General features: G+C 62.1%; 28 protein-coding genes and 1 pseudogene. 17 read left to right on the top strand and 12 right to left on the bottom strand.

Annotated features, from left to right (window positions below; genetic code table 11):
* The first annotated feature begins 14 nt into the window (after positions 1-14).
* On the top strand, positions 15-1,412 hold the full coding sequence (gene lpdA / locus LZK81_RS15795; protein WP_233953874.1) for a dihydrolipoyl dehydrogenase: 1,398 nt from the start codon (positions 15-17) through the stop codon (positions 1,410-1,412).
* Positions 1,413-1,825: 413 nt separating this feature from the next.
* Positions 1,826-1,905: pseudogene (locus tag LZK81_RS29335) on the top strand (IS5/IS1182 family transposase); the annotation flags it as partial.
* A 53-nt stretch (positions 1,906-1,958) separates the two neighbouring features.
* Here the strand turns inward: LZK81_RS29335 and LZK81_RS15790 are convergent.
* Together LZK81_RS15790 and LZK81_RS15785 are read right to left on the bottom strand one after the other, a co-directional pair.
* A complete protein-coding gene (locus LZK81_RS15790) occupies positions 1,959-2,645 on the bottom strand; it encodes a metallophosphoesterase family protein (RefSeq protein ID WP_233956588.1) in 687 nt (228 codons plus the stop codon).
* A 65-nt stretch (positions 2,646-2,710) separates the two neighbouring features.
* A complete protein-coding gene (locus LZK81_RS15785; RefSeq protein ID WP_046604083.1) occupies positions 2,711-3,505 on the bottom strand; it encodes a nucleotidyltransferase family protein in 795 nt (264 codons plus the stop codon).
* Positions 3,506-3,745: 240 nt separating this feature from the next.
* On the opposite strand from LZK81_RS15785, the gene LZK81_RS15780 reads away from it, so the two are divergent.
* Together LZK81_RS15780 and LZK81_RS15775 are read left to right on the top strand one after the other, a co-directional pair.
* Positions 3,746-3,934, top strand: coding sequence for a DUF3008 family protein (locus LZK81_RS15780; protein WP_233953873.1), 189 nt, complete (start codon positions 3,746-3,748; stop codon positions 3,932-3,934).
* A 111-nt stretch (positions 3,935-4,045) separates the two neighbouring features.
* Complete coding sequence (locus LZK81_RS15775; protein ID WP_046603606.1) at positions 4,046-4,276, top strand: hypothetical protein; 231 nt, start codon at positions 4,046-4,048, stop codon at positions 4,274-4,276.
* Between the two features lie 288 nt (positions 4,277-4,564).
* Here the strand turns inward: LZK81_RS15775 and hutX are convergent, their stop codons facing one another.
* Both hutX and LZK81_RS15765 read right to left on the bottom strand, forming a co-directional pair.
* On the bottom strand, positions 4,565-5,083 hold the full coding sequence (gene hutX / locus LZK81_RS15770; protein WP_046603607.1) for a heme utilization cystosolic carrier protein HutX: 519 nt from the start codon (positions 5,081-5,083) through the stop codon (positions 4,565-4,567).
* A gap of 7 nt (positions 5,084-5,090) precedes the next feature.
* Positions 5,091-5,438 (bottom strand): antibiotic biosynthesis monooxygenase family protein, encoded by a 348-nt coding sequence (locus tag LZK81_RS15765; protein ID WP_046603608.1) that lies wholly within the window; start codon positions 5,436-5,438, stop codon positions 5,091-5,093.
* Between the two features lie 163 nt (positions 5,439-5,601).
* Between LZK81_RS15765 and LZK81_RS15760 the strand changes: the two genes are divergently transcribed.
* Genes LZK81_RS15760 through LZK81_RS15750 form a run of 3 tightly spaced genes read left to right on the top strand, consistent with a single transcriptional unit; the run spans position 5,602 to position 8,353 of the window.
* Positions 5,602-6,486: a heme/hemin ABC transporter substrate-binding protein gene (locus LZK81_RS15760; protein ID WP_046603609.1), complete on the top strand. Its 885-nt coding sequence runs from the start codon at positions 5,602-5,604 to the stop codon at positions 6,484-6,486.
* Entirely contained in the window at positions 6,486-7,574 is a 1,089-nt protein-coding gene (locus LZK81_RS15755) for a FecCD family ABC transporter permease (RefSeq protein WP_046603610.1), read from the top strand. Before LZK81_RS15760 ends, LZK81_RS15755 begins: the two co-directional genes overlap by 1 nt.
* The gene (locus tag LZK81_RS15750) at positions 7,571-8,353 is read left to right on the top strand and encodes a heme ABC transporter ATP-binding protein (RefSeq protein WP_233953872.1); all 783 of its coding nucleotides are present in this window, start codon (positions 7,571-7,573) and stop codon (positions 8,351-8,353) included. Before LZK81_RS15755 ends, LZK81_RS15750 begins: the two co-directional genes overlap by 4 nt.
* A gap of 12 nt (positions 8,354-8,365) precedes the next feature.
* Here LZK81_RS15750 and LZK81_RS15745 read toward each other — a convergent pair whose 3' ends face one another.
* On the bottom strand, positions 8,366-8,722 hold the full coding sequence (locus LZK81_RS15745) for a YbaN family protein (RefSeq protein WP_007758381.1): 357 nt from the start codon (positions 8,720-8,722) through the stop codon (positions 8,366-8,368).
* Between the two features lie 142 nt (positions 8,723-8,864).
* On the opposite strand from LZK81_RS15745, the gene galE reads away from it, so the two are divergent.
* From galE to LZK81_RS15725, 4 genes are all read left to right on the top strand, one after another.
* On the top strand, positions 8,865-9,854 hold the full coding sequence (gene galE, locus LZK81_RS15740) for a UDP-glucose 4-epimerase GalE (RefSeq protein WP_233953871.1): 990 nt from the start codon (positions 8,865-8,867) through the stop codon (positions 9,852-9,854).
* 11 nt (positions 9,855-9,865) lie between these two features.
* Complete coding sequence (gene ung / locus LZK81_RS15735; protein ID WP_233953870.1) at positions 9,866-10,558, top strand: uracil-DNA glycosylase; 693 nt, start codon at positions 9,866-9,868, stop codon at positions 10,556-10,558.
* A 141-nt stretch (positions 10,559-10,699) separates the two neighbouring features.
* Positions 10,700-11,632: a VOC family protein gene (locus tag LZK81_RS15730; RefSeq protein ID WP_233953869.1), complete on the top strand. Its 933-nt coding sequence runs from the start codon at positions 10,700-10,702 to the stop codon at positions 11,630-11,632.
* A gap of 27 nt (positions 11,633-11,659) precedes the next feature.
* The gene (locus LZK81_RS15725; protein ID WP_233953868.1) at positions 11,660-12,274 is read left to right on the top strand and encodes an alpha/beta hydrolase; all 615 of its coding nucleotides are present in this window, start codon (positions 11,660-11,662) and stop codon (positions 12,272-12,274) included.
* Between the two features lie 70 nt (positions 12,275-12,344).
* On the opposite strand, the gene LZK81_RS15720 is transcribed toward LZK81_RS15725, so the two are convergent.
* Positions 12,345-13,259 carry a DUF4344 domain-containing metallopeptidase gene (locus LZK81_RS15720; RefSeq protein ID WP_233953867.1) on the bottom strand — a complete coding sequence of 305 codons (915 nt, stop codon included), beginning with the start codon at positions 13,257-13,259 and terminating at the stop codon, positions 12,345-12,347.
* A 352-nt stretch (positions 13,260-13,611) separates the two neighbouring features.
* Here LZK81_RS15720 and LZK81_RS15715 point away from each other — a divergent pair, with 352 nt between their 5' ends.
* The 3 genes from LZK81_RS15715 to LZK81_RS15705 all read left to right on the top strand — a co-directional run bounded on the left by LZK81_RS15715 (position 13,612) and on the right by LZK81_RS15705 (position 16,056).
* Positions 13,612-15,039 (top strand): aldehyde dehydrogenase family protein, encoded by a 1,428-nt coding sequence (locus LZK81_RS15715; RefSeq protein ID WP_233953866.1) that lies wholly within the window; start codon positions 13,612-13,614, stop codon positions 15,037-15,039.
* Positions 15,029-15,421 (top strand): RidA family protein, encoded by a 393-nt coding sequence (locus LZK81_RS15710; protein ID WP_046603617.1) that lies wholly within the window; start codon positions 15,029-15,031, stop codon positions 15,419-15,421. Before LZK81_RS15715 ends, LZK81_RS15710 begins: the two co-directional genes overlap by 11 nt.
* A 206-nt stretch (positions 15,422-15,627) precedes the next feature.
* The gene (locus tag LZK81_RS15705) at positions 15,628-16,056 is read left to right on the top strand and encodes a L,D-transpeptidase (RefSeq protein ID WP_046603618.1); all 429 of its coding nucleotides are present in this window, start codon (positions 15,628-15,630) and stop codon (positions 16,054-16,056) included.
* Positions 16,057-16,061: 5 nt separating this feature from the next.
* On the opposite strand, the gene LZK81_RS15700 is transcribed toward LZK81_RS15705, so the two are convergent.
* Both LZK81_RS15700 and LZK81_RS15695 read right to left on the bottom strand, forming a co-directional pair.
* Entirely contained in the window at positions 16,062-17,411 is a 1,350-nt protein-coding gene (locus tag LZK81_RS15700) for a GAF domain-containing protein (RefSeq protein ID WP_326491491.1), read from the bottom strand.
* Positions 17,408-17,878 (bottom strand): pyridoxamine 5'-phosphate oxidase family protein, encoded by a 471-nt coding sequence (locus LZK81_RS15695; protein WP_233953865.1) that lies wholly within the window; start codon positions 17,876-17,878, stop codon positions 17,408-17,410. Before LZK81_RS15695 ends, LZK81_RS15700 begins: the two co-directional genes overlap by 4 nt.
* 134 nt (positions 17,879-18,012) lie before the next feature.
* On the opposite strand from LZK81_RS15695, the gene LZK81_RS15690 reads away from it, so the two are divergent.
* Entirely contained in the window at positions 18,013-19,554 is a 1,542-nt protein-coding gene (locus LZK81_RS15690) for a flavin-containing monooxygenase (RefSeq protein WP_233953864.1), read from the top strand.
* A gap of 41 nt (positions 19,555-19,595) precedes the next feature.
* Entirely contained in the window at positions 19,596-19,814 is a 219-nt protein-coding gene (locus LZK81_RS15685) for a hypothetical protein (RefSeq protein WP_233953863.1), read from the top strand.
* Between the two features lie 39 nt (positions 19,815-19,853).
* Here LZK81_RS15685 and LZK81_RS15680 read toward each other — a convergent pair whose 3' ends face one another.
* Positions 19,854-20,429, bottom strand: coding sequence for a transglycosylase SLT domain-containing protein (locus tag LZK81_RS15680; protein WP_233953862.1), 576 nt, complete (start codon positions 20,427-20,429; stop codon positions 19,854-19,856).
* Positions 20,430-20,483: 54 nt separating this feature from the next.
* On the bottom strand, positions 20,484-21,686 hold the full coding sequence (locus tag LZK81_RS15675; RefSeq protein WP_233953861.1) for a low temperature requirement protein A: 1,203 nt from the start codon (positions 21,684-21,686) through the stop codon (positions 20,484-20,486).
* Positions 21,687-21,793: 107 nt separating this feature from the next.
* On the opposite strand from LZK81_RS15675, the gene LZK81_RS15670 reads away from it, so the two are divergent.
* Positions 21,794-22,408 (top strand): GNAT family N-acetyltransferase, encoded by a 615-nt coding sequence (locus tag LZK81_RS15670; RefSeq protein WP_326491490.1) that lies wholly within the window; start codon positions 21,794-21,796, stop codon positions 22,406-22,408.
* Here the strand turns inward: LZK81_RS15670 and LZK81_RS15665 are convergent.
* A complete protein-coding gene (locus LZK81_RS15665; protein WP_233953860.1) occupies positions 22,405-22,983 on the bottom strand; it encodes an NAD(P)H-dependent oxidoreductase in 579 nt (192 codons plus the stop codon). The genes LZK81_RS15670 and LZK81_RS15665 overlap by 4 nt on opposite strands.
* On the bottom strand, positions 22,983-24,389 hold the full coding sequence (locus LZK81_RS15660; protein ID WP_046604086.1) for an FAD-binding oxidoreductase: 1,407 nt from the start codon (positions 24,387-24,389) through the stop codon (positions 22,983-22,985). The genes LZK81_RS15665 and LZK81_RS15660 overlap by 1 nt, the downstream gene beginning before the upstream one ends.
* Positions 24,390-24,391: the final 2 nt, after the last annotated feature.

Genomic DNA, 24,391 nt, shown 5'->3' with positions numbered 1-24,391 from the left:
GTGAGAGAAGAACAATGAAAGAGATCACCTGCAAGCTCCTCGTCATCGGGGCCGGTCCGGGAGGCTATGTCTGCGCCATCCGGGCCGGCCAGCTGGGGGTCGACACGGTCATCGTCGAGATGGCGAAGCCGGGCGGCACCTGCCTCAATATCGGCTGCATTCCGTCGAAGGCGATCATCCATGCGGCCGACGATTTCGCGAAGACCGTCGCAATGGCGGCTGGCAAAAATGCCATGGGCATCAAGGCAGATAATCCAGCCATCGACCTTGCCAAAACCATGGCCTGGAAGGATGGCATTACCGGCCGGTTGACGCTCGGTGTTGCCGGTCTGTTGAAGAAGGCAGGCGTCAAGATCGTCGTCGGGCGAGCAAAATTCCGGGACGGCAAGACGGTCGCAGTGGAGACGGAAACCGGCGAACAGGTTATCCGCGCCGAAAATATCGTCATTGCCACCGGTTCGGCACCGGTCGAATTGCCGATGCTGCCGTTCGGGGGCAAGGTGATCTCGTCTACCGGGGCACTGTCCCTGATCGAGGTGCCTGCAAGGCTGGCGGTCGTCGGTGCCGGATATATCGGCCTTGAGCTCGGCATCGCCTTTGCCAAGCTTGGCTCAAAGGTGACGATCGTCGAAGCGGTCGATCGCATCCTGCCGCTCTACGATCCGCAGCTTACCCAGCCGGTCGCCAGGCGGTTGGCGGCCTTGGGTGTCGAGGTCCTGCTCGGCACCAAGGTCAAGGGCCTGTCATCGAACGGAGAGGCGCTGCTGGCGGAGACCGGTTCCGGCGAGGAGAAACGCATTGCTGCCGACAAGGTCCTCGTCACGGTTGGCCGCAAGCCCGTGACCGAAGGCTGGGGCCGGGAGGAGCTGGAACTGGACATGGACGGTCGCTTCCTTCGGATCGACGAGCAGTGCCGCACCTCGATGCGCGGCATCTATGCGGTCGGCGATGTGACCGGCGAGCCGATGCTGGCGCATCGGGCGATGGCGCAAGGCGAGATGGTGGCGGAGATCGTTTCCGGCAAACGCCGCTCCTGGGACAAGCGCGCCATTCCCGCCGTCTGCTTCACGGATCCGGAGATCGTCTCGGTGGGCATGTCGCCGGACGAGGCGAGGGCGGCGGGCCGCGAGATCAAGATCGGCCAGTTCCCGTTTTCCGCCAATGGCCGGGCGATGACGCTGTCGGCGGAGGAGGGGTTCGTGCGCGTCGTGGCGCGGGCCGACAATCATTTGGTGCTCGGCATCCAAGGTGTCGGGGCGGGGATTTCCGAACTCTCGGCGGCGTTCTCGCTGGCGATCGAGATGGGGGCGAGGTTGGAGGATATCGCCGGGACGATCCATGCGCATCCGACGCAGTCGGAGGCGTTTGCCGAGGCGGCGCTGAAGGCGCTGGGGCATGCGCTGCATATTTGAAGCAAGCAGCGCTCTCAGATGCTGGACTAGGTCGTGAACTCAATAAGCGGGCTTGCGTCAGGTCGCTGTGTCCAGAGCTTCGTGAAGGGCTTTGAGGATGATGTCGCCTTCTGCTGATCCGGAAATCAGGCAGGGATCGTCCCACTCGCTCTGGAAGGTGAAGCTGCATCCACCGAACCGGTACCTGGCAGATGTCGGGTACTCCCGCCTGTCTGGCACGCCATAGAGGTTGCGAATGGCTAATGTTACCGACGGAAGGTCCGACGGTTCGAATTCCAGCGAATAGTGGCCGCTTGATAAGGGAAGCAGTGTCACCGTCATCCTCGAAAGATACGAGGACAACGGTTAGGGATCAAGCCGGGCTTACATCGATCACTGATTGATGAGTCAGGATCGGTATGAGCTGATATGACCTGACCGATTTCGAGTGGCGCGTGATCGAGCCGTTGTTGCCAACAAGCCGCGAGGCGTGCCGCGTGTGGATAACCGCCGCGCCGCGTGCTGTTGGGCACTCAGCTGATAGCACGGCAAGGCTGCAACCGCAGCCTAAAGATCCAACAGCGCATACGGTTTCCCCGACGGCTTCTCGATATGGCTTGCGACATTGTAGACCGGCGCACCGCCCGGCGTCTTGCCCTCGTAAGTCCCGCGATGTGCATGCCCATGAACCACAGCCTTTACCGGGAAGCGATCGATGGTTTCCGCCAATCTCGATGAGCCGAGGAAGGGATAGATCTCCTCCGGCTCGCCGACCACGGTCTCGCGGATCGGCGCGTAATGCAGAATGACCATGGCCCGCTCCGAGCGGACCTGACGCAGCGCGTTTTCGAGGCGCATGGTTTCCTCGACGCTTTCGGTCACCATCGCCTTGATCGCCGGCTCGCCGAAGGAGCCGAGCATGTGGCGGCCGAAGCCGCCGGCAAAACCCTTGGCGCCGGCGAAACCGACGCCGTTGATCTCGACCGCCTGACCTTCCAGCAGATGGATGCCGGCCTCCTTCAGGATATGGGTGACCTCCTCGACGCAGCCGCATTCGTAATCATGGTTGCCGAGCACGCCGACGATCGGGATAGAACAGGCGCGCAGGTCGGAAGCCAGGATTTCCGCTTCCTTGACCTTGCCGAGGTCGGTGAGATCTCCGGTCAGGACGAGGATGTCGGCAGCCTGGGAAATCTCGGTGAACAGCTCCTTGTAGGACACCGTGCCGTGTTCCTTGACATGCAGGTCGCCCATCGCGGCGATCCTGAGCTTGCCGTTTGCTTTCCTGGTGGCGTCGTTCTTCGCGTCGGTCGCTTTGCTCACGCTAAGCCTCCCTGGGCCATTTCCTCTTCGACGCCGTCGCGAAGGTCGCCTTCGCCGCCGACATCGGCAAAACCCCATTCCTTGACGTCGATCTCGAAATCCACCCGGCTGAACATGCGGCCGCGACAGATCTTCATCTGCGGCAGCGGCAGTTCGCGCTGCGCCTTCAACCGGTCGAGCAACTCGTCCAGCAGCCAGTCCGGCACCTTGTCGCGCTCGGTCGGGTAGATCCAGCGGAAGTTCAGGAGGTGGATCAGCAGCACTTCCCAATGCACTTCCATATGGTTCAGCAGCCGCTCCCAATCGATCTGGTCGTGGGCGCGCAGGATCATATGGACGATATCGCCGCCGTCGTAGCGATGGCGGAGCTGGACGAAACATTTCGACCAGATGAGTTCGGTCGGCGCGATGATGCGCACCTTGTGGCCGTTCATCTCGATCTGGCGGGCGTTTTCGAACCAGGCGTCGCTGATCGGCATGGTGCCGTTCGAGGCGGCGAAGATGACGTCGAAGAAATGCCGGCCCTTCTTCACCTTGCCGAGCCAGCGGTCGTCCTCGACCTCGATGTGATAACCCTTGTCCTTGAAGTGGGAAAGGATGCGGGCGTAGTCGCCGGCCTTGCAGAAGATGTCGAGATCCTTGGTCTGGCGGGTGATGCCCGTATAGGCGCTGATGGCAAAGGTGCCGGCCAGCAGGAACGGGATATGACAGTTGGCCAGATCCTCGACTGCCTCGGCGACAAAGGCTTCGGAATCCGCGTCGGCAAGGGTCGGTGCGGCCTTTACTTCCATCCCCGGCATGGTGTCGACTGGATGAGTGGCCTTCTCCCTCGGTAGGCTCTGCGCGGCATTCGCTTCGGCATTCATTGCGGGATCTCCGAATTTGGCTTCGCGCAAGGAACACCCGGGCATGCCCGGAGGTTCCGCTTTGCGTCGTTTTCGAGATATGGGCTGTGTCAGCGCCCGGGATTGTCGGGGAACCAAAGCCGCGGTTGGCTGTTGGATTTGGTGTGCAAACTCGAGGAGGCAGATATGCCAGCGAAATCCAAAGCACAGCAGAAGGCCGCCGGTGCAGCGCTTGCCGCGAAACGCGGCGACATGAAGAAAAGCGAACTCAAGGGCGCTTCGAAGGGCATGGAGAAATCCATGAGCGAAAAGCAGCTCGAGGATTTTGCCTCGACCAAGCGCCAGGGCAAGCCGGATCACGCCACTCACCACTGACGGGATGCCGATTTGCCTCGATGCCCCGATCGGGCTGCCGGTCCGAGACCGGAACTTCCCGGAAAGACGGACGTTCTTCGGAGCGCCCGCCTTTTCGTGGAGGAAGAAGCCATGCCGCCTGAAGAACTCGATGCAACGCTGACCGCCCTGCCGCTGAGGATCGGCGTCTATATTCCCGATGACCTGATGGAAGACTGGTTTGCGCCCGGAACCGGCATGAAGCCGGTGAGCAAGGCGGCCTTGAAGGCGGCCGAGGCCTATGGCCGCCGCTTCGAATGCGAATTCAAATATTATCCGGAGCGGATGGAAGGCGTTTTCTGGAAATGGGTGCCGGCCCTCTAGTCAGCTTTCGGACCCGATGAGAGCTGAAAGCGGTTGATGCGCGCCGCGCCGCTAAAGATCGCTCGCCTCTCGCAAGCGATCGGTCCGCCTATGGGCGCGGCGGCGCCTTTTTCAATGACAACCACCTTAAAAGGGCAGCATTTGGCTAAACGATCGTCACGCAGCCAACCCACTCCGCAGGCCCTGCCATGGCGTTCCAATGCAGGGGGAAACGAAAAGTTCCGCCGGGAAGTGATTCGGACAGTGATTTTTCGCCCGAATCACCAAAACTCACGGAACCGCCTTCGCTCAGGCGTAACTGTCGCGCAGTGCTTCGAACTTTTGCAGCTGTTCGGCGATCAGTTCGCGTGCGGCATCCCGCTTGACGAACACCTTGAACATCGCCGAACCCTTGGCATTCATGAACCAGACCGAGCAGGAGCGGCGGCCGTGGAAGGCGCGGTCGACGAAGGTCACGGAGGCGCAGTTCTCCTTCTTGATGTGACCGCCGATCGGGCTGTCGCCATGGATGTTGAACCAGCCATGGCCCTCCGAACCCATCGGCAGGGTGCCTTCGGCTTCCAGCACGATGTCTTCGGTATGGACGATGAACAGGACCTCGCCCCAGGTGGTCATCTCGGCCCAGATATCCGCGAATTTCTCCTTGTCGGCGATGACCGCCGCGCCCTTGGGCAGGATTTCGAGGATCTCGGCGGGCGTCACCTCGGCATTGGCGGCAATCGCCTCGACGACGCCGTCGGGCTTCTCCGCAAGGGCGGCGAGAGCCCGTGCGTGACGGTCCGGGCTGATTTCGGAAACGGCGTTCATCGGGACCTCAAGCGGCAGCGTCGGCGCGCACGCCGTTCTTGTCTTCGTGGATGATCACTTCGAAACCTTCGAAATGCGGACCCGAGAGATATTCCACCTTGCCGCGGTTGTTGCCAGCATTCGCGTGCGCGGCGCGGAACTGTTCCGACTTCGTCCAGGCCTGGAAGTCCTCGAAGGTTTCCCACACGGTATGGGATGCGTAGAGGGTGTGATCCTCAGCCTTCGGGCCCTTGAGCATGTGGAATTCCACATAACCGGGCAGCTCTGCGAGGCGGCCGTGGCGGCCGCGCCAGATGGCTTCGAACGCCTCTTCATAACCCGGCACGACGCGGAATCGGTTCATGGCGATGTACATGGATAGTCCCTCACTTAAAGTTTCACTTTCGGCTCAAGATATCTGCGGCCGGTCCCCTTGAAAAGCCTAAAAAACTTGCGTAGTCAACTCAAGTTATCGCCGCCGGCCAGGCGGACCTGAGGCATATTGCGCCTCGGTTTGGGCAGAAAAGGAGCAGAGTATCATGGGGTCTTCCTTCACCTTGAGGGGGCTTTTCGCAGCCGTCCTCCTGGGCACCGGTCTCGTCGCGGGCGTCGCCGTTGCATCCGACAAGGGCAATCCGGAGGCCAAGCGGATCGTCTCCATCGGCGGCACGATCACCGAGATCCTCTATGCAATCGGCGCCGAGGACCGGATCGTAGCACGGGACTCGACGAGCTTCTATCCGGATGCGGCGAACTCCAAACCGGACGTCGGTTATATGCGCGCTCTGTCCGCTGAAGGTATCCTCGGCCAGAAGCCTGATTTGATCCTGATGGAGGAGGGTTCCGGTCCGCCGCCGGTGATCGAAATCCTGAAAGCCAGCGAAGTGCCGATGGTGGTCATCCCGACCCCGGCGAAGGCGGATGCGATCGGCAGGAAGATCCGCGACGTGGGTGCGGCGGTCGGGCTTTCCGACAAGGCCGACGCCCTTGCCCTAAGGACGGAAGACGGACTGAAGAAACTCGCCGCCGACGTTGCCAAGATCCCCGGCCCGAAGAAGAAGGTTCTGTTCGTGCTGTCGCTTGCCAACAACCGCGTCATGGCCGGCGGTGCCGACACGGAGGCGGGTGCGGTGATCGAAATGGCCGGCGGTATCAATGCCGCTCCGACGATCAACGGCTACAAGCCGCTTGCCGACGAAGCTGTCATCGCCACGAAGCCGGATGTCGTGCTTTCCATGTCGCGCGGCGACCACACCATCACGCCGGAACAGGTTTTTGCGATACCGTCGATGCAGACGACGCCGGCTGCCGCCAACAAGGCGCTGGTCACCATGGACGGCCTGCTGCTGCTCGGCTTTGGCCCGCGCACGCCGGAGGCTGCCCGTTCGCTCGCGGGCCAGATCTATCCCGGGGCGATCAACTGATGATGAAGGCGCTGGCGATGCCCTTTCGTCCGGCGGATGATGGAGACCGGACCCGCCACGGGGTCGTCGTGCTTCTTCTGCTGACGGTGATGCTGTTTGTCGCGTGCCTGCTTTCCCTCGGCATCGGCCCGACGGGTGTCGGCCTGCGCGATCTCTGGACCTACGCGACCGGCAACAGCGCCAGCCTCTCGACCCAGGACCGGGTGATCCTCGAGGCGGTCCGCCTGCCGCGCACCGCGCTCGGCCTTCTGGTCGGCGCCGGGCTTGCCGTCTCCGGTGCGATGATGCAGGGCCTGTTCCGCAATCCGCTTGCCGATCCCGGCATTGTCGGCGTCACTTCCGGCGCGGGGCTTGCCGCGGTTGCGGCGATCGTCCTCGGCAACGGCATTCTGGCGCCGGTCGCCATGGTGCTCGGCAACCAGTTCCTGCCGCTGATGGCCTTCTTCGGCGGTCTCTTCAACACCTGGGCGCTCTACGTCATCGCCACCCGCGACGGGCGGACCTCGACGACGACGCTGATCCTGTCGGGCATCGCGATCGGTGCGCTTTCGGCGGCACTGATGGGCCTGATGATCGTCATGGCCGACGACCGGCAGCTGCGCGACATCACCTTCTGGAACCTCGGCTCGCTCGGGGGTGCCACGTTCGGCCGGGTGTTGTCCATCCTGCCCTTCGTCGGCGCGGTGATGGTGATCATGCCCTTCGTGGCGCGCGGCCTCGACGCACTGGTGCTTGGCGATGCGGCTGCGTTTCACATGGGAATACCGGTGCAGCGGCTGAAGAAGATCGTCATCGTCGCTGTCGCCGCCGCCTGCGGTTCTACAGTCGCGGTCGCCGGCTCGATCGGCTTCGTCGGCATCGTCGTGCCGCATCTGCTGCGCCTCGTCATGGGCCCGTCGCACCGCTTCCTGTTGCCGGGTTCGGCGCTCGGGGGTGGGGCGCTGCTGTTGGTTGCCGACAGCGTGGCGCGCACCGTCGCCGCTCCGGCGGAACTGCCGATCGGCGTCATCACCGCATTGTTCGGCGCGCCGGTCTTCCTCTTTCTGCTGTTGGGTAAAAACGGCATCACCACGCGGGACATGCCATGATTTCCGCCGAACACGTCACCGTCGCCCGCTCGGGCCGCAAGCTGCTCGACAATGTCGGCCTTGATCTCGAGCCGGGCAAGTTCACCGTCGTCATCGGCCCGAACGGTGCCGGAAAATCGACGCTGATGAAGGTGATCTCCGGCGAGATGAAACCCGATATCGGCTTCGTCAGCTATCACGGCACCAGCGTCGATCTCTGCCAGCCGGTCGATCTCGCCAAACGCCGGGCAGTGCTGCCGCAGGCGACGCAGCTCGCCTTCCCCTTCACCGCGCTCGAAATCGTCCGCATGGGGGCGGTGGCGCAAGGGGCGCTGAACCCGACCGAACAGGCGCGTCAGGCCTTGTCACGCGTGGGCCTGCGCGGGTTCGAAAGCCGGCCCTATCCGTCGCTGTCGGGCGGCGAGCAGCAGCGGGTGCAGTTTGCCCGCGCACTCGCCCAGGTGCCGCAGCCGGTTGCCGACGGCGTGCCGCGGGCGCTGTTCCTCGACGAGCCGACCGCCAGCCTCGACCTCGGACACCAGATCTCGGTGCTGGAAATCGCCCGCGACTTCGCCAATGCCGGCGGCATCGTGCTCGCCATCCTGCACGACCTCAACCTCGCGGCTGAGTTCGCCGATCATCTCGTGGTGCTCAACCACGGCCGGGTGGTCGCGGAAGGCGGCTGCATGGAAACGGTGAACGACGAGATCATCGCCAGCGTCTACGGTATCGCCGGCGCCGTCGGCCGCCTGCCGGCCGCCCACATTCCCTACGTCCTGCCGCAATCGCGGCACCGCTGAACGTTCAGATGCTCATGTATCCGGCCGGGTGACGATGAAGGTCGCCGAGCCGAGCATGACCGCGGCCACCAGCGCCGCCCGCCACAGCGGCGGCGAGGTGCCGAACCAGAAAACCGCGTAGCTCGCCGCCATCAGCGAGATCGCCGCGATCTTCGCCTTCCTGGCGATCGCACCCTTTTCCCGCCAGTTGCGCAGGGACGGCCCGAATTTCGGGTGGTCGAGTAGCCATGCCTCCAGCCGCGGCGAGGAGCGGGCGAAACAGGCGACGGCCAGAAGCAGGAATGGCGTGGTGGGCAGGACAGGCAGGAAAGCCCCGACAATGCCGATTGCGACGAACAGCCATCCGAGGGCGAGAAAGAGGAGGCGCATGAAATGACCTATGGAATATCCTGAGTAGGATAGACAAGTTCGAAAGCGGCGTCTCCACCCAAATTTCTCCTGGCCGCCCGCCCTTCACATTTAGGCGCCGCCGGCTATAGTGCCGCCGGCTTCAATAACCGCAGGGAAAATGATGTCGCAACAGAAAGTGCTCGTGGTCGGCGGGGCCGGCTATATCGGCTCCCATACGTGCCTGGTGCTCGCCGAGCGGGGGTATCAGCCGATCGTCTTCGACAATCTCTCCAACGGGCATGCGGAATTCGTGCGCTGGGGTGAGCTGGAACAGGGCGATATCCGTGACCGCGCCCGGCTAGACGCGGTTTTCGCCAAGCACAAGCCGGATGCCGTGCTGCATTTCGCGGCGCTGATCGAGGTGGGGGAATCGGTCAAGAACCCGGTCGCCTTCTACGACAACAATGTCATCGGGGCGCTGACGCTCTTATCGGCGGCGATCGATGCGGGTGTGAAGGCCTTCGTGTTCTCCTCGACCTGCGCCACCTACGGCCTGCCGGACCGCGTGCCGATGGACGAGACGCACAAACAGGCGCCGATCAATCCCTACGGCCGCACCAAGTTCATCATCGAGCAGGCGCTGAAGGATTACGGCACCTACAAGGACCTGAAGTCCGTGATGCTGCGCTATTTCAATGCCGCCGGCGCCGATTTCGAGGGCCGGATCGGCGAGTGGCACACGCCGGAAACCCACGCCATTCCGCTCGCCATCGAGGCGGCGCTCGGCCGTCGCCAGGGCTTCAAGGTGTTCGGCGACGATTACGACACCCGCGACGGCACATGCGTGCGCGACTATATCCATGTGCTCGACCTTGCCGACGCGCATGTGCGGGCAGTCGACTACCTTCTCGCGGGCGGCGAAACCGTGGAACTCAACCTCGGCACCGGCACCGGCACCACGGTGAAGGAGCTGCTTGCAGCGATTTCGGAGGTTTCCGGAAAACCTTTTCCCGTGGACTATGTCGGCCGGCGCGAGGGCGATTCCACCTCGTTGGTTGCCAATAACGACAAGGCGCGGGCGGTGCTCGGCTGGGAGCCGAAATTCGGGCTGAACGATATCATCCGTTCAGCCTGGGACTGGCATTCCCGCTCGAACCATCATGTGATCTGAAGGGCCAAGACATGGCGGAAGGCGAGGTCAAGCTCGAGGAAAGCTGGAAACACGCGCTCGGGCCTGAGTTTTCCAATCCCTATATGAGCGAATTGCGCCGCTTCCTCGTTGCCGAAAAGGAAGCGGGCAAACGTATCTTTCCAAAAGGCTCGGAATATTTCCGGGCGCTCGATCTGACGCCGCTCGACGAGGTCAAGGTCGTGATCCTCGGCCAGGATCCGTATCACGGCTTGGGCCAGGCGCATGGGCTTTGCTTTTCCGTGAAGCCCGGCGTGCGCATCCCGCCGTCGCTCATCAACATCTACAAGGAGATGGAGACGGATCTCGGCATTCCGCCGGCCAAACATGGTTTCCTCGAACACTGGGCCGAACAGGGCGTGCTGTTGCTGAACAGCGTGCTAACGGTCGAGGAAGGTAAGGCCGCTGCCCATCAGAGCAAGGGCTGGGAACGGTTTACCGACGCGGTGATCCGCGCCGTCAACGACGAGTGCGACGGCGTCGTCTTCATCCTCTGGGGCTCCTATGCCCAGAAGAAGGCGGCCTTCGTCGATCAGCAGCGGCATCTGGTGCTGAAATCGGCGCATCCGTCGCCGCTGTCGGCCCATAACGGGTTTCTGGGCTCGCGTCCCTTCTCCAAGGCGAATGCCTATCTGCAGTCGATCGGCAAGGATCCGGTCGACTGGCGCCTGCCGGAACAAGCCTAATTCTGTGAACGATTAACCAATGGTCGTCTACGCAGAGTGAACAATGCGTTCGGATCGTCGCGTCTATCCAATTGCCGGTCGTTCCACCATCTTTACCTCAGAAAGCGGGCCGCACAGGCGGCTCCTAGAAAGGGGTTTAAAATGCTCGACCAGATCAAAGGCCTCCACCACGTCACGTCGATGGCTGCCAGCGCCAGCACCAACAACAAGTTCTTCACCGATACGCTCGGCCTTCGCCGGGTCAAGAAGACCGTCAATTTCGACGCTCCGGATGTCTACCATCTCTATTATGGCGATGAAGTCGGCACGCCCGGCTCTGTCATGACCTACTTCCCGTTTCCGCATATCGCCCGTGGCCGTCAGGGCACCGGCGAGGTGGGCACCACGCTCTTCTCGGTTCCGGAAGGTTCGTTCGGTTTCTGGACCGACCGCCTGACGAAAGCTGGCGCCGAAGGCATCAAGGCCGATACCGCATTCGGTGAAAACCGCCTGCATTTCGCCGGCCCCGATGGCGACGGTTTCGCGCTCGTCGAAGTCAAGGATGATGCCCGCAAGCAGTTCATCGGCAACGGCATTTCCGAAGACCATGCGATCCGCGGTTTCCATTCCGCCTCGCTTCGTCTTCGCGATGAAGGCGCTACCGCCGAACTCCTGAAGTTCATGGGCTACAGCCAAGCCGATGCTCAGGATGGTGTGACCCGCCTGATCATGCCGGGCGGCAACGGTGCCGATGTCATCGACATCGAAACCATGCCGAACATCGCCCGCGCCAATCTCGGTGCTGGCTCGGTCCACCACATCGCCTTTGCCGTCGAGAATCGCGCAAAGCAGCTCGAAGTCCGCAAGGCGCTGATGGATACCGGTTACCAGGTCACTCCGGTCATCGACCGCGATTACTTCTGGGCGATCTATTTCCGCACGCCGGGCGGCGTGCTGTTCGAAATCGCCACCAACGAACCCGGCTTCGATCGGGACGAGGATACCGCCCATCTCGGCGAGGCCCTGAAGCTGCCCGCACAGCATGCCCATCTGCGGTCAACGCTCGAACAACATCTCGAACCGCTGGACGCCTAACCAGACGACGCGTCCAAGGAGACCATCATGAGTTACGACAGTTATGTGCACCGGGCGCGCCCCGGTGCTCCCGGAGCGCCGATCCTGTTCGTCTTCCACGGCACCGGCGGCGATGAAAACCAGTTCTTCGATTTCGGCGGCCGGCTGTTGCCGGGCGCCACGGTGATCTCGCCGCGCGGCGACATTTCCGAACACGGCGCGGCGCGTTTCTTCCGGCGCAAGGCGGAAGGCGTCTACGATTGCGAGGATCTGGCTCGGGCGACCGAGCGGATGAGCGAATTCGTCGCCGCCAACCGCGAACGCTACGGTTCCTCGACCGTGCTCGGCCTCGGTTTCTCGAATGGCGCGAACATTCTCGCCAATATCATGATCGAGAAGCCCGGCCTGTTCGAAGCGGGCGTGCTGATGCATCCGCTGATCCCGTTCACGCCGAAGGACCGCAAGCTCGAAGACAAGGCCCATGTGTTGATCACGGCCGGCCAGCACGATCCGATCAGTTCCATCGAGCAGACCACCGACCTTGCCGACTATTTCAGGAAGCAGGGCGACACGGTGTCTTTGGAATGGCATGGCGGCGGGCATGAGATCCGCCCGAACGAGATCGAAGCTGCCAAGACGTTCTTTGCGCCCTATGGCGCTTGAACGCGACGATGAAAACGCCTGGCGTCAGGCTTGTGAAGGCTGATGCCGGGCCTGCTTTTGCGGGTGCTCTCTACCAGCGGGCCGTTGCCTTGCCGAACAGGTTCTGGAGGGTGGGCTTTTTCTCGTCGACCGCCTCTTCGCTGTCGCCCGTTTTGCCCTCTTCCTCTTTGAAATACTTGGCGACGGTCTGCATGTGCCACTGCATCAGCTCATAGCAGTATATCACTTCCCGTTCGCCCGCCGACCAATAGGCATTCGGCTCACCGCATTCGGCGGCCGTCAGCTTGATGCCGTCGTCCAGCTTGTAGAGCCCGGAGAGAAGCTCGGCGAGGATATCCAGAACCTTCGCCGTCTTCGTCAGGTCCGCGTAGTCCTCGAGTTCCTTGTTGCTCGGCTTCTTGTAGGTGATCGTAAATTTGTTGTTCTGCCCGTCGGTCCGCAGATGCGGTTTCAGGACGCCGAACCAGCTGTCATGGGCTTTCAGATATTCGCCGACGCACTGCCTGCGGCGTTCCTCCGGAAATTCGAGGTTGTCGGCCGATTCCTTGAATTTCTCCGCATCCTTGCCGACCATCATGCAGACCATGCTGAAGGCGCGCTGGCGGTCGAGCGCGTGGACGTCCCACATGGCCAGTTCTTGTTCGGCCGCCTCGCTGGCCTCTGCGGAAAATGTCCAGCCATCGACGGAATCGGTCAGCGCCGTGTCGAAAACTTCGTCGTCGGCCTCCAGCAGGAGCAGCGTGGAAAGCGTGTCCACCGCATCCTCCTCACGGCCAAGAACCGGCAGGTTGAATTCTGAAACCAGCATGTGTCCGGCCTCATGGAACAGGAAAAACAGCGCATTGCCGAATGCGAACTCGACGCTGTCCTCGACCTGCTTCTTGGAAAGACCCTGAAGATCGTCGGTGAGGGCTGTCGCTTGTGCGCCGGACATGGGCAGCGCAAAAAGCCCGAGAAGGGCGAGAGGGAGAAGGCTGCGTCGCATCGGGCCTGCCTGCTTTCTGAAAGCCGTGTTGATCTGTCGCGTCCATGCCCAGCGCTGCGGAAATTTGCTGGATCGTCGCAAGGTCGATCTATTCCGTAACATCGAGCTTTTAAGTTCGGATGAAGCGGTATTGTTGCTGATATGTTTCGATGGGTTTTACGAACATTTAAGGCCTGTTGAAATTCCCCGGCTTTCTCTGGCCTGCAAGAGCAAAGGCATCGACTGCCGAGCGCTGCCTGGCGATGGAAGAAGCCTCCGCACGTCGCCTTTTCGACATATCCGGCGGGCTTGCGAGGGAGATGGCGATGGCCGATAGTGGTTCACCATTCCCTCGACCGCGCGGAGGTTTTCCATGAGCAACCACTTGAAATTCTTCATCGACGGTGCCTGGGTCGAGCCGGCCATTCCGGTTGCCTTGGACGTCATCGACCCGTCCACCGAAGAGGCCTATACGCGGATCGCGCTCGGCTCCAAGGCGGATGTGGACAAGGCCGTCGCAGCCGCCAAGGCGGCTTTCGCGTCTTTCTCGCAGTGGTCGAAGGAGGAGCGGCTGGCGCTGCTCCGCCGTATCCTTGCCGAATACGAAAAGCGTTACGAGGATATTGCGCAAGCCGTTTCCCAGGAAATGGGCGCGCCGATCGCCTTTGCCCGGGACGCGCAGGCCGCCGCCGGGCAGGGGCATCTCAAGGCGACGATCGAGGCGTTCGAAGCCTACGAATTCACCGAGACGCGCGGCACGACGACCATCGTGAAAGAACCGATCGGCGTCTGCGCTCTCATCACGCCGTGGAACTGGCCGCTCAACCAGATCGTCTGCAAGGTGGCACCGGCGATCGCCGCCGGCTGCACCATGGTGCTCAAACCCTCCGAGATCGCGCCGATCAGCGGCATCATCTTTGCGGAAGTGATGGAGGCGGCGGGCACGCCGAAGGGCGTCTTCAACCTCGTTAACGGTACCGGTCCGGATGTGGGCCAAGTGATGGCCGGCCATCCGGATGTCGACATGGTGTCCTTCACCGGCTCGACCCGCGCAGGCGTGATCGTCGCCAAGACCGCCGCCGATACCGTGAAGCGCGTGGCGCAGGAACTCGGCGGCAAGTCACCCAACATCATCTTGGCGGATGCAGAATTCGAAAAGGCGGTGGCGGAGGGCGTGACCGCCTGCTTTGCCAATTCCGGCCAATCCTGCGACGCGCCGACCCGCATGCTGGTGCCGGCCAGGCGTCACGACGAGGCGCTTCAAGTTGCCAAGGCTGCGGCCGAAAAACTGAAAACCGGCGACCCGCGGGCCGATGGCATCGATCTCGGCCCGGTGGTCAGCCAAATCCAGTTCGACAAGATCCAGCGGCTGATCGAGGCCGGCATCACCGAAGGTGCCACGCTGGTCACTGGCGGCCCCGGACGCCCGGAAAACCTCAACCGCGGTTATTACATCCGCCCGACCGTGTTCGGAAACGTCACCAACGACATGACCATCGCCCGCGAGGAGATTTTCGGGCCGGTCCTGTCTATCCTCCCTTACGAAACCGAGGAGCAGGCAATCGAGATCGCCAACGACACGCCCTACGGGCTTGCGGCCTATGTCCAGTCCGGCGACCTTGCCCATGCCCGCAAGGTGGCGGCGCGGTTGCGCGCCGGTTCGGTGTTCATCAACTATCCCGAATGGGATCTCTTCGCGCCCTTCGGCGGCTTCAAGCAATCCGGCAACGGCCGCGAATATGCCGACTGGGCCATTCACGATTTTCTCGAAATCAAAGGTATCGTCGGTTATGGCATTTAAGACATTTAATCCGCCTTCCGTCCGCAAGCCGTTCGGCGGCTACAATCACGGCCTGCTGGTTCCGCCGGGCGCAAGCCTGCTGGTGACCTCCGGCCAGCTCGGCATTTCGCCGGAAGACAGGATCCCGCCGGACGTGGCAGGCCAGGCCGAACTCTGCTTCAAGGCGATCGGTGCGATCCTCGAAGAGGCGGGCATGACCTACGCGGACGTCATCCGCATTTCCGGCTTCGTGACCAGCCGCGAGGATTTTCCCGCCTACATGGCGGTGCGGGACCGCTATACGCTCGATCCGAAACCGGTCTCGACCCTGATCGTTGTCGGTGGCTTCACCCGCGCCGAATTCCTGGTCGAAGTGGAAGTGACGGCGGCGAAGGTGTTTTGAAGCAACGCCGAATAGAGATACCTCTCCCGGGCAATCCGCATTGCGGGCAGGCCGCAGATATTCAGTCTTTGTTGATTACGTATTGTCTTGTTGCGGCGATGGCGGATGGATTTGCGATTTTACGCCGAATGCCATCCTCGATTTTAAATATTCCTTGAGCTGAATGAGGTATCTCTTGCTCCAGGGTTTTTTATCGGGGGTTTTCTATGCGTCGTATCTTAATGGGAGCCATGGCGCTCTTCTGTGCGCAATTTCTCGCACCCGCTGCCTTTTCTGCAAGTCTTGTTGCCAGCGTCAGCCTCTCGTCGCAGACCATGACCGTCGAGCAGGACGGCGTGGTGGTCTACGAATGGAAGGTCTCGACCGCGCGTCCGGGTTATTCGACGCCGACAGGGAACTGGGGCGCCAAGTGGCTGTCCAGGGATCATCGTTCGCGCAAATACGATAATGCCCCGATGCCCTATGCGGTGTTCTACAACGGCGGTTATGCCGTCCATGCGACCTTCGAGACGAAGCGGCTCGGCCGACCTGCCTCGCATGGCTGCATCCGCCTGCATCCTGAAAATGCAGCGACATTCTTCTCGCTCGCCAGCCGGCACGGGGTGTCGAACACACGCATCGTCGTCAGCCGCTAAGCGGCTTACACGACGTCCTTGCTGAGCCGTAGCTGGCCTTCGACGAAAAGGCCTATCCGGCCGCGGCCAAGGCGGGTGAGCCGGATCGGCAGCCGCTTCTCGTCCAGTCGCCGGCGGAGCAGCAGCAGCCGCGTTTCCAGATTGTCCTTGAAGTCGGGCAGCTTCAGCGCCGCGTCGAGCCGGATTTCGCGGTTGGTGAATTCCAGCCGGCCGCTTTGCTGGTGTTGTTCCAGCATCGAGGCGAGCAGCCTGCCTGCGACCCCCTTGATGACGTAGTCGCCATCGATGAAAACGCTGTCATCGAAGCGATGGTGAACAACTTGCACTGTCTTTTCGGATGCCGGAGGTTGGGCCGGGACCGACCGTTGCGGTTCGGTTTCGAGCGAGAGCTTTTCGCTCAGGGCCAGTGCCATGGCTGCCTGCCTGGCAATCATCGAAAGAGCCGCCTCGTCGTCATTGGTGAAAGCGATGCGGTCGCGGCTTTCGAGGAAGAGGACGCCGCGCACCGCACCAGCGGCGACGAGCGGCACGGCAATCTGGCTCATCGCGTCCGGCATGCCGGGGAGCGGGATTGCCCGCGTGCGGTTTTCGTCGGCCGAGGAGCCGCGCACGGCCGCACCGAAGCGGCGGATGCGGCTCATGTCGCTCAACTTGACGAGACGCCCACCGGCGGCAGCCGCGCCGATCACACCTTCGTCGAAAGGGATGTCCGAGCCGATGCCGGACGGGACATAGCCCATGCTGCCGATGGTGATGAGCTGGTTGCGCTCTTCATAGAGCTGCAGCAACAAGCAGTGCTCGAAACCGAACTCCGTGCGCAATCCTTCCAGCATGGCATCGATGATGCCGTCCGCGTCCATTTCCGCGGCGATCGTTTCGGCAATCCTGGCTGCTCCAGCCAACCGGTTCCGTTTCGGCATTTGGGGTTCGGCGGTCTGGACCTGGGAGGGGATCGGCTCGATGCTCACGACGCGGAAGACATCGAGATTGCGAAGCTTCATGATACCGGCCATGCCGACCTGTGCACTGCTTGCGTCCAGCTGCAGCGCAATGTGCTCGAACAACGGTCCCGCCTCCAGGGTGTGGGCGAAGACCAGTTCCAGCCGATATTGTGCAGAATTGCGTGCATCCACCAGAAGCAGCATCGCATGCGGGTTCAGACGGATGTTGGCGGCGGTCTTGGCGAAGAACTGGTTGGAGAGCGCCACATGCCGATCGTCGACCACGGCGACATGCGAGAGATAGGAAATATTCGGCAGCCCGTCGGCATCCGCCGTCGAGATGATCGAGGGGATCACGCCTTCGAAACAGGCTTCGAGATCAGCCAAAGTCAGCCTGATCGGCGTCGGCGTCATGGGGTCGTGCTCCAGATACGTTCCCCGGCGCGGGAGCCGGGCGTCTGGACGAAGACCGAGGCGACACGCATCGTGATCAGCATCGGGTCGCGGTTGGAAAGTACCGGCATGATCAGTTCCGGCAGCAGCCCAAGTCTCATCTGCGTCGAAACGATCGCAACGATATATTGGGATGAGCGCTCCACCTCGTCCGGTTCGGCGGGCCGAATGGTGGCCTGTCCCTTCAGTTGATAGGAGACGTAGTCCGACGGCCGGGCGAACGTGACGGAAATTTTTCCGTTTTCGCGCAGATTGGCGACGGTCTCGGGCCATTGCCAGGCCGAGGTCAGGAGGTTGATGGTATCACTTCCGGCGGACATCCAGGCGCCCACCGCCCGCCCGATCTCCGGCTGGCGGGCATCATTCGAACTGCCGATGATCTGCATCACCGGGCTTTCTATGAAGCCTGCGATTTCGTCCCCGAACATCGAACGTCCCCCTTGGACAGGTTCATAGCGCAGTTAGGCAGGTTTTAGGATTCCCCCGCGCGACTTAATGAGCTTTTAGGAAACGACATTCGCGGAACTGGCTAAAGCGCTCCCATCGAACAAGGAGCAAGCCGATGTCCACCCAGAACCATGTCAGAATGCCTGAAAACGCTGTCGCCGTGATCGGCGCCGGTCCAGCCGGTCTCGTCGCCGCGCGCTTCCTCGTCGCCCGCGGGCTGGTGCCCGTCATTTTCGAGGCCTCGTCCCGCCTCGGTGGCCAATGGAATTCCGCCTCGGCCGCCAGCGCCATCTGGCCCGGCATGCGCACCAATACCAGCCGCGTGATGACCGCCTTTTCCGATCTCGACCACGCCTCCGGAAGCGCCGCCTATCTGCGGCAGGAGGACATACTCGATTACCTCGAACGATATGCCTTCACCTTTGGCCTGCTGCCGCATCTGAGACTGAAGACGCGGGTCGAGCGGCTGGAGCGGGCTGGCAATGGCTGGCTGATCCGTTCGACCGAAGACGGGCAGGAGCGTTCCGAAGTCTTCCAGCGGGTGATCATCGCAACTGGACGCCAGAACGTGCCCGACCTGCCGGCAGTACCAGGACTCGATGGTTTTGCCGGAGCTCTCGGCGCCGCCCACACCGCCCAGTATAACGGCCCGGAGCGTTATCGCGGGCGCAAGGTGCTTGTCGCCGGCTGCTCGATCAGTGCGCTGGAGATTGCCTCCGACATCGCGCTCGGCGGTGCGGCACAGGTGATCTCCGCCAACCGCCGGCAGCGCTACATCCTGCCGAAAATCATCGCCGGCGTGCCGACGGATCACGTGATGTTCAATCGGGCCGCCGTGCTGATGGAAAGCGTGTTGCCGCCGGACATGCTGGCCGAAGGTCTGACCATGACGGTCCTGAAGGTGGCCGGTTCCCCGGACCAGTTCGGCGCACGGAGGCCGGAGGGCAACGCCTTTGTGGCGGGCATCTCGCAGTCGCAGGGTTTTCTGCCGGCGGTGGCGGAGGGGCGCATTGCGGTGAAGCCCTGGATCGAGCGGATTGACGGTCATACCGCCTGGTTCCGCGACGGGACGAGCGCCAATGTGGACGCCATCCTGTTCGGCACAGGTTACCGCCTGCAGATGCCCTGGCTTTCGGAGGATATCGTTCGGACGATCCGGCTCGACGGTTATGGCGCCGATCTTCACGAGCACACCTTCCACCCGGACCTGCCGGGGCTCGCCTTCCTCGGCCTGTTCGATCTGGTCGGACCGGCCTTCCCGGTTCTCGAATTGCAGGCGCGCTGGGTTGCCCAGTGCTTCGGGAGCAAGCAGCCGCTCCCGGCGCGGGTGGCGATGCTTGCCGGGGTTGAACGTTGCCGCGCCACCCGCTCGGGACCGCTCAGCCTGCCGATGCATGTGGCAGCACTCGCCTTCGCCCGCAATGCCGGTGTGGAGCCGGACCTGACGATCTGGCCGGACCTTGAGCGGGCGCTGCTGTTCGGACTGCTCTCGCCGATCTCCTTCCGCCTGCAAGGGCCGGATGCGCTGCCGCATGCGCCTGCGAAGACGGAGGCTGCAGCGGCCGCTTTCGGGGCGATTACGACCGGCGGTTTCACGGCCGAGGAGGAGGGCATCCGCCAGCTCCTCAAACTGCTCCCGGTTCAGACGGCGGCTTGAACACTTCAACCATTGATTCACCTGATTCAACAAGAATGGCCATGCTCATGAAATACCTGCACCTTCTCGCGCTGTCGGCGCTGCTCGGCACACCTGCCTTTCCAGAGAGCATGCAGGCACCGGTGCCTTCCGGGATCTACGTGTCCGACCCTGCCCATTCGAGCGAATGGGGCCTCAGCCTTCATGTGCCGGTGGTCAGCGACGAGGTGACGATCCTGATCGAGACTGAACTCGCGCCGCGGAAGAAGGCGACGAACTGATCCGAGAAGCTGGCGGCGCTGACAACCGGCGCCGCTTCATCAATAACCGCAGCTTCTGAGCTGGGCTTCGTATTTGGCGGCCATGCCGGCGGATTTCTGCGCGGTCTGCTTGACGCCGTTGCCGAACTGGCCGCGCGCATAGCCGGCTTGGCCGGTGTAGTAGGCGAGGTAGAGGTTGTAGCTGTCGGCGAGCGGGATGCCGTTCTTGAGATGGCTCTGGTTGTGATACCAGCCGACGAAATGGACGGCATCGCCGAAATCGGTGCGGCTGGCGCTCCAGCGGCCGGTATCCTTCTTGTAGCTCAGCCAGGTACCGTCGAGCGCCTGGGCGTAGCCGTAGGCCGTCGAGACGCGCGTCCACGGGATGAAGCCGAGCAGTTTGGTGCGCGGCGGCCGGGCATAGGGCTGGAAGCCCGATTCCACATAGATCGTCGCCATCAGGATCGGCACCGGCACGCCGAATTCCCGCTCCGCCTTCTTGGCGTCACGCGCCCAGTTGTTGAACAGCCCGTCGCGCTGCTCGAAGATCGCGCAGGCATTGGTGACCCTGCTCGGCGCAGAGGCGCAGGCAGACAGGGACAGCGTCAGGAGGGCGATGAAAAACGCAGTACGCATCGCTTAATCTCTCGGTTTCCAGAGATTAATAACCGGTAAAATTTAAGGAAAAGTTTAATGGTCGGGATGAGATGTCGGTGACGCTAAATAAGCGCCCCCGGCAAACAGGTTTCGTACGATGACGCCGAGCGCAGTCGTGGCTGCAATGCCTTCGAGGCCGAGCCCGATTGCCGGCACGACAAGGCCAAGCAGGCCGAAGATAAGAAGCGCATACCTGGAGAAGCCGGTGCAGGCGAAACGGTCGCGCACGAACCACAGGCTTGCGAAATAGATAGCGACCGGGATCGCCACCGCATAGTCGCCGACGATCAGCGGTACCTCCGCATGGTGGGTGATGATGTCGACGAGCGCGGCAAAGCCGGCGCCGACTGCTGCTCCGGACGCGAAGATGAAGAAGTGGCCATAGCCCCATTGCAATGCGCGGCTGAGCCTATGGCTGCCAAGGTGTTCCTGCCGGGAGAAATAAGCCCACCAGAGCGCAAAGACGATGATCAGTGCCGAAAGTGCGGTATGGACGAGCATGAGGTTGAATTCGCCGGCAAACTGTCGCAGCGCGATGGAGCCGGCAAGCAGGGTTTCGCCGAGCACGATGATATTGAGCAGGCCGTAGCGTTCCATGATGTGGTGTCGATGCCAGGGCGTGTTGCCGCTGAGCGGCTCGGCAATTGCCGGGACGGCGAGTTCAAGCAAGGCGCCCAAGACCCACAGCGCCAGGCCGAAGCCGGTCGATACCGACTGCGTCATCACGTAGACCACCCAGTAGATTTGCACCAGGAAGATACCGACGGCATAAGCGACGTTCGTCCTGCGGCGGGCGGGATCATGGTAGGCGGCGCGCAGCCAGAGCAGCACCATGGCGAGACGCATGACGACATAGCCAAAAACGACCATGGTCAGATCCGGAGCCGCCGTAAAAAGGAACTGGATGCCGGCTGCCATGGTCAGCGATCCGCCCATCAGGATCATCGTCAAAAGCCGATAGACGACGTCGTCATTGTCATAGGCGGATGAGAACCAGGTGAAGTTCATCCAGGCCCACCAGATGCAAAAAAAAGCGATCAGAAAGGTGACGACACCTTGGCCTGCATGATTCTCCGCGATCGCATGGTGCAGCCCGCCGGCCGCGGAAGCGATCGCGATCACCGACACCAGATCGAACAGCAGTTCGAGCGGGGTGGCGGCACGGTGGTGTTCCTCCGGATCCCGGGGATGCAAAGGGCGCAGGATACTGGCGAGTGGTGAAACCTGGTTCGTCATCGTCTGTCTGCCCCCGAGCATCAAGATTCGCTATGGGGAAAATAGCGCAAAAAAGCGTGTTCAAGTAAAGAGTGGCGGGGCGATTTGGCGATGATTGAGGGCTTGGGATGCGTGAGGTTCTTGAGACGGAAGGGCTGACTTTAAGGGAGATCACCAAAGCTGATCTGCTGATTTTATTTCGCATCTTCGGCGATGCCGAGAGCATGCGCTTCTATCCGCGCGCCAAGAGCTTTGAAGAGACCGAAGCCTGGTTCGAAAAGCTTGCCTTCCGGAGCTATGAGGAAAACGGTTTCGGCCTGTGGGGTGTCGTCGAGAAGGCGACCGGTGAGCTTATCGGTGATTGCGGCGTTACGCTTCAGCCGACGCTCAAGGGCTTGGAGCCGGAGATAGGCTATCATCTCCGGCGCGAATGGCTCGGCCGTGGTTATGCCGCCGAGGCAGCGGCCGCCTGCCGTGATTTTGGTCTCGGCACTCTCGGTTTCGAGCGAATCGTCTCGATCGTCAGTCCGGAAAACATTCCGTCGCTCCGGGTTGCGGCGAAGATTCATCAGCGATGGGAAACCTATCGGACGGTGACGGCGGCTGGGGCGGAAGTGGATCGGTTTCTGTTCATCTCCGAGTCCGATGCATCGGACGCCGACGGCCCGGGCGCCGCCACGCGAGTGGCAATGGTGGAGGCGGCGGCTCTTCTGTCGATGCGCCGCCGTGCGATGGAAAGCTAGAACCGTTCCATCTCGCGCCGGACTTTATCGAGGAAGGCAGCGCGCGTCTGCGGCGTGCAGTTGTTCATGTCGTAATGGGCCAGAAACGCCACCGGCCGGGCCGGGTTGGTCTGTACCCGCAGCACGCGTTTCGACAGTTTTCTCGGCGGGTCGCCGGCAAGGAAGGCGCGCCAGCGGGTGGCGCCATAGGTGGTGACCACCGCCACCTTGTCGATATGCAGTTTTCGCGTCAGCTTGCCGTCCTTCAGCTCGAAGGTGATGCCCGGCAGCCAGACGCGGTCGAAATAACCCTTCAGCATGGCCGGCCAGCCGAAATTCCAGACCGGCGTGACAATCACCAGCCCTTCCGCCGCCTGCAGCCGGTCGACATAGGGTTTCACCAGCGACAGGTTATTGGGGTAGTCGTGATAGGTCATCCGGTCATGGCGCGACATGACCGGATCGAAACCTTCGGCATAGAGGTTGCAGTCATCCACCTCATGCCCGGCCTTCAATAGACTTTCACGCGCCTGCCTGTGCAGCGCTGCGCCATAACTTTCCTCGACCGGATGCGAATGGATGAGCAGGACCCGCATCAGCCACCTGCTGCGGCAAGGCCCGGAAAGAGGTAGTTCTTGCCGGCCGAGAAATCGAAATCGGGATTGTCCCAGGCGATCATCTTGCCGGGATTGAGCAGGCCCTTCGGATCGGTCTCCTTCTTGAAGGCGAGCTGGACGGTGTCCGTCTGTTTCATGCCGCCTTCTTCCAGAGTGTAGCGGTGCGGGTTGAAGATCGGGCAGCCGTTGTCGCGGTGGATCTGCATGATCTCCTCCAGCCGCTCCCTGGTCGTATAGCGTACCAGCGGCAGGCCGGAGCATTGCATGCGGCCGTCGAACTTGATGAATTCGAGATGGCCCGGCACCTCGTCGCCGAACAGTTTTGTCATCTTCTCGACCTTGGCGACGTGGTCCGGCCCCGGATACTGGACCTGAAGATAAGTGAACCCGGGATCGACTTTCAGGGCGCGCAGCGTCGTGTGGTTCCAGGCGAGTTCATAGGCATGCGGGATGCCCTTCATGCTCTCGACCTTGTCGGAGCGGAACAGGATCTCGCCCTTCTGGCGTTCGGCAAAGGCGGTGAAGGCGTCCATCGAATGCGGCGCGATCATCAGCACGACGATCGACTGGTTGCGGTCGCGCAGGAACGGCTTGTGGCGCGGGAAATAGTCGTAGGGGATCGGCGCCGCGATCGGGGCGATTTCCTTGATCAGCAGGCCGTTCTTGTGGGCCAGCGCATCGCCGAAGCGCACCGCATCCATGAAGTCGTCGTAACCGACCAGCACGTCCACCCAGTCATAGGCGGGGGCCAGCGGCATCTCGACCTCGACGATGATGCCGTTGGTGCCGTAGGCGTGGGTGACTTTCTGCAGGTCCCAGGCCGTCAGGTCGAGCACGCGCGGTTCGGCCTCCATGGTAACGACGCGCAGGCGCAGGATATTGCCCAGGTCGCGCAGACCGCCCCAGTGGATCGAGCCGACACCGCCGGAACCACCGGCGACAAAGCCGCCGATCGTCGCCGTCTGGGCGGTGGAGGGGTGGAAGCGCAGCTCCTGGCCGGAATGCGCCCTGGTCTGGCGGTCGAGTTCGGCAATCACGATGCCGGGTTCGGCGATGACGCGGCCCGGATGGATTTCCTTGACCTTGTTCATGTGGATGAGGTTGAGCACGATGCCGCCCGAGAGCGGCATGGCCTGGCCGTAATTGCCGGTGCCGGCACCGCGCGGCGTCACCGGCACGCCATGGGCGTAGGCGACCTTCAGCACCCGGATCACCTCTTCCTCGCTTTTCGGCGAGACGACGAGATCGGCGGTGACGTTCTCGAGTTCTTCCTTGAGGATCGGCGAGTACCAGTAGAAATCGCGGCTCTTCTGGCGCACCAGCGCCGGATTGTCCTCAAGTGCGAGGCCTTCGAGTTCTTTCTTGATCTGTGCGTAGTCCGGCATGT

Source organism: Neorhizobium galegae (genome assembly GCF_021391675.1).
Classification (GTDB): Bacteria; Pseudomonadota; Alphaproteobacteria; order Rhizobiales; family Rhizobiaceae; genus Neorhizobium; species Neorhizobium galegae_B.
Note: the sequence above shows the minus strand (reverse complement) of the source record. Positions and strands in the feature narration are given on the sequence as shown.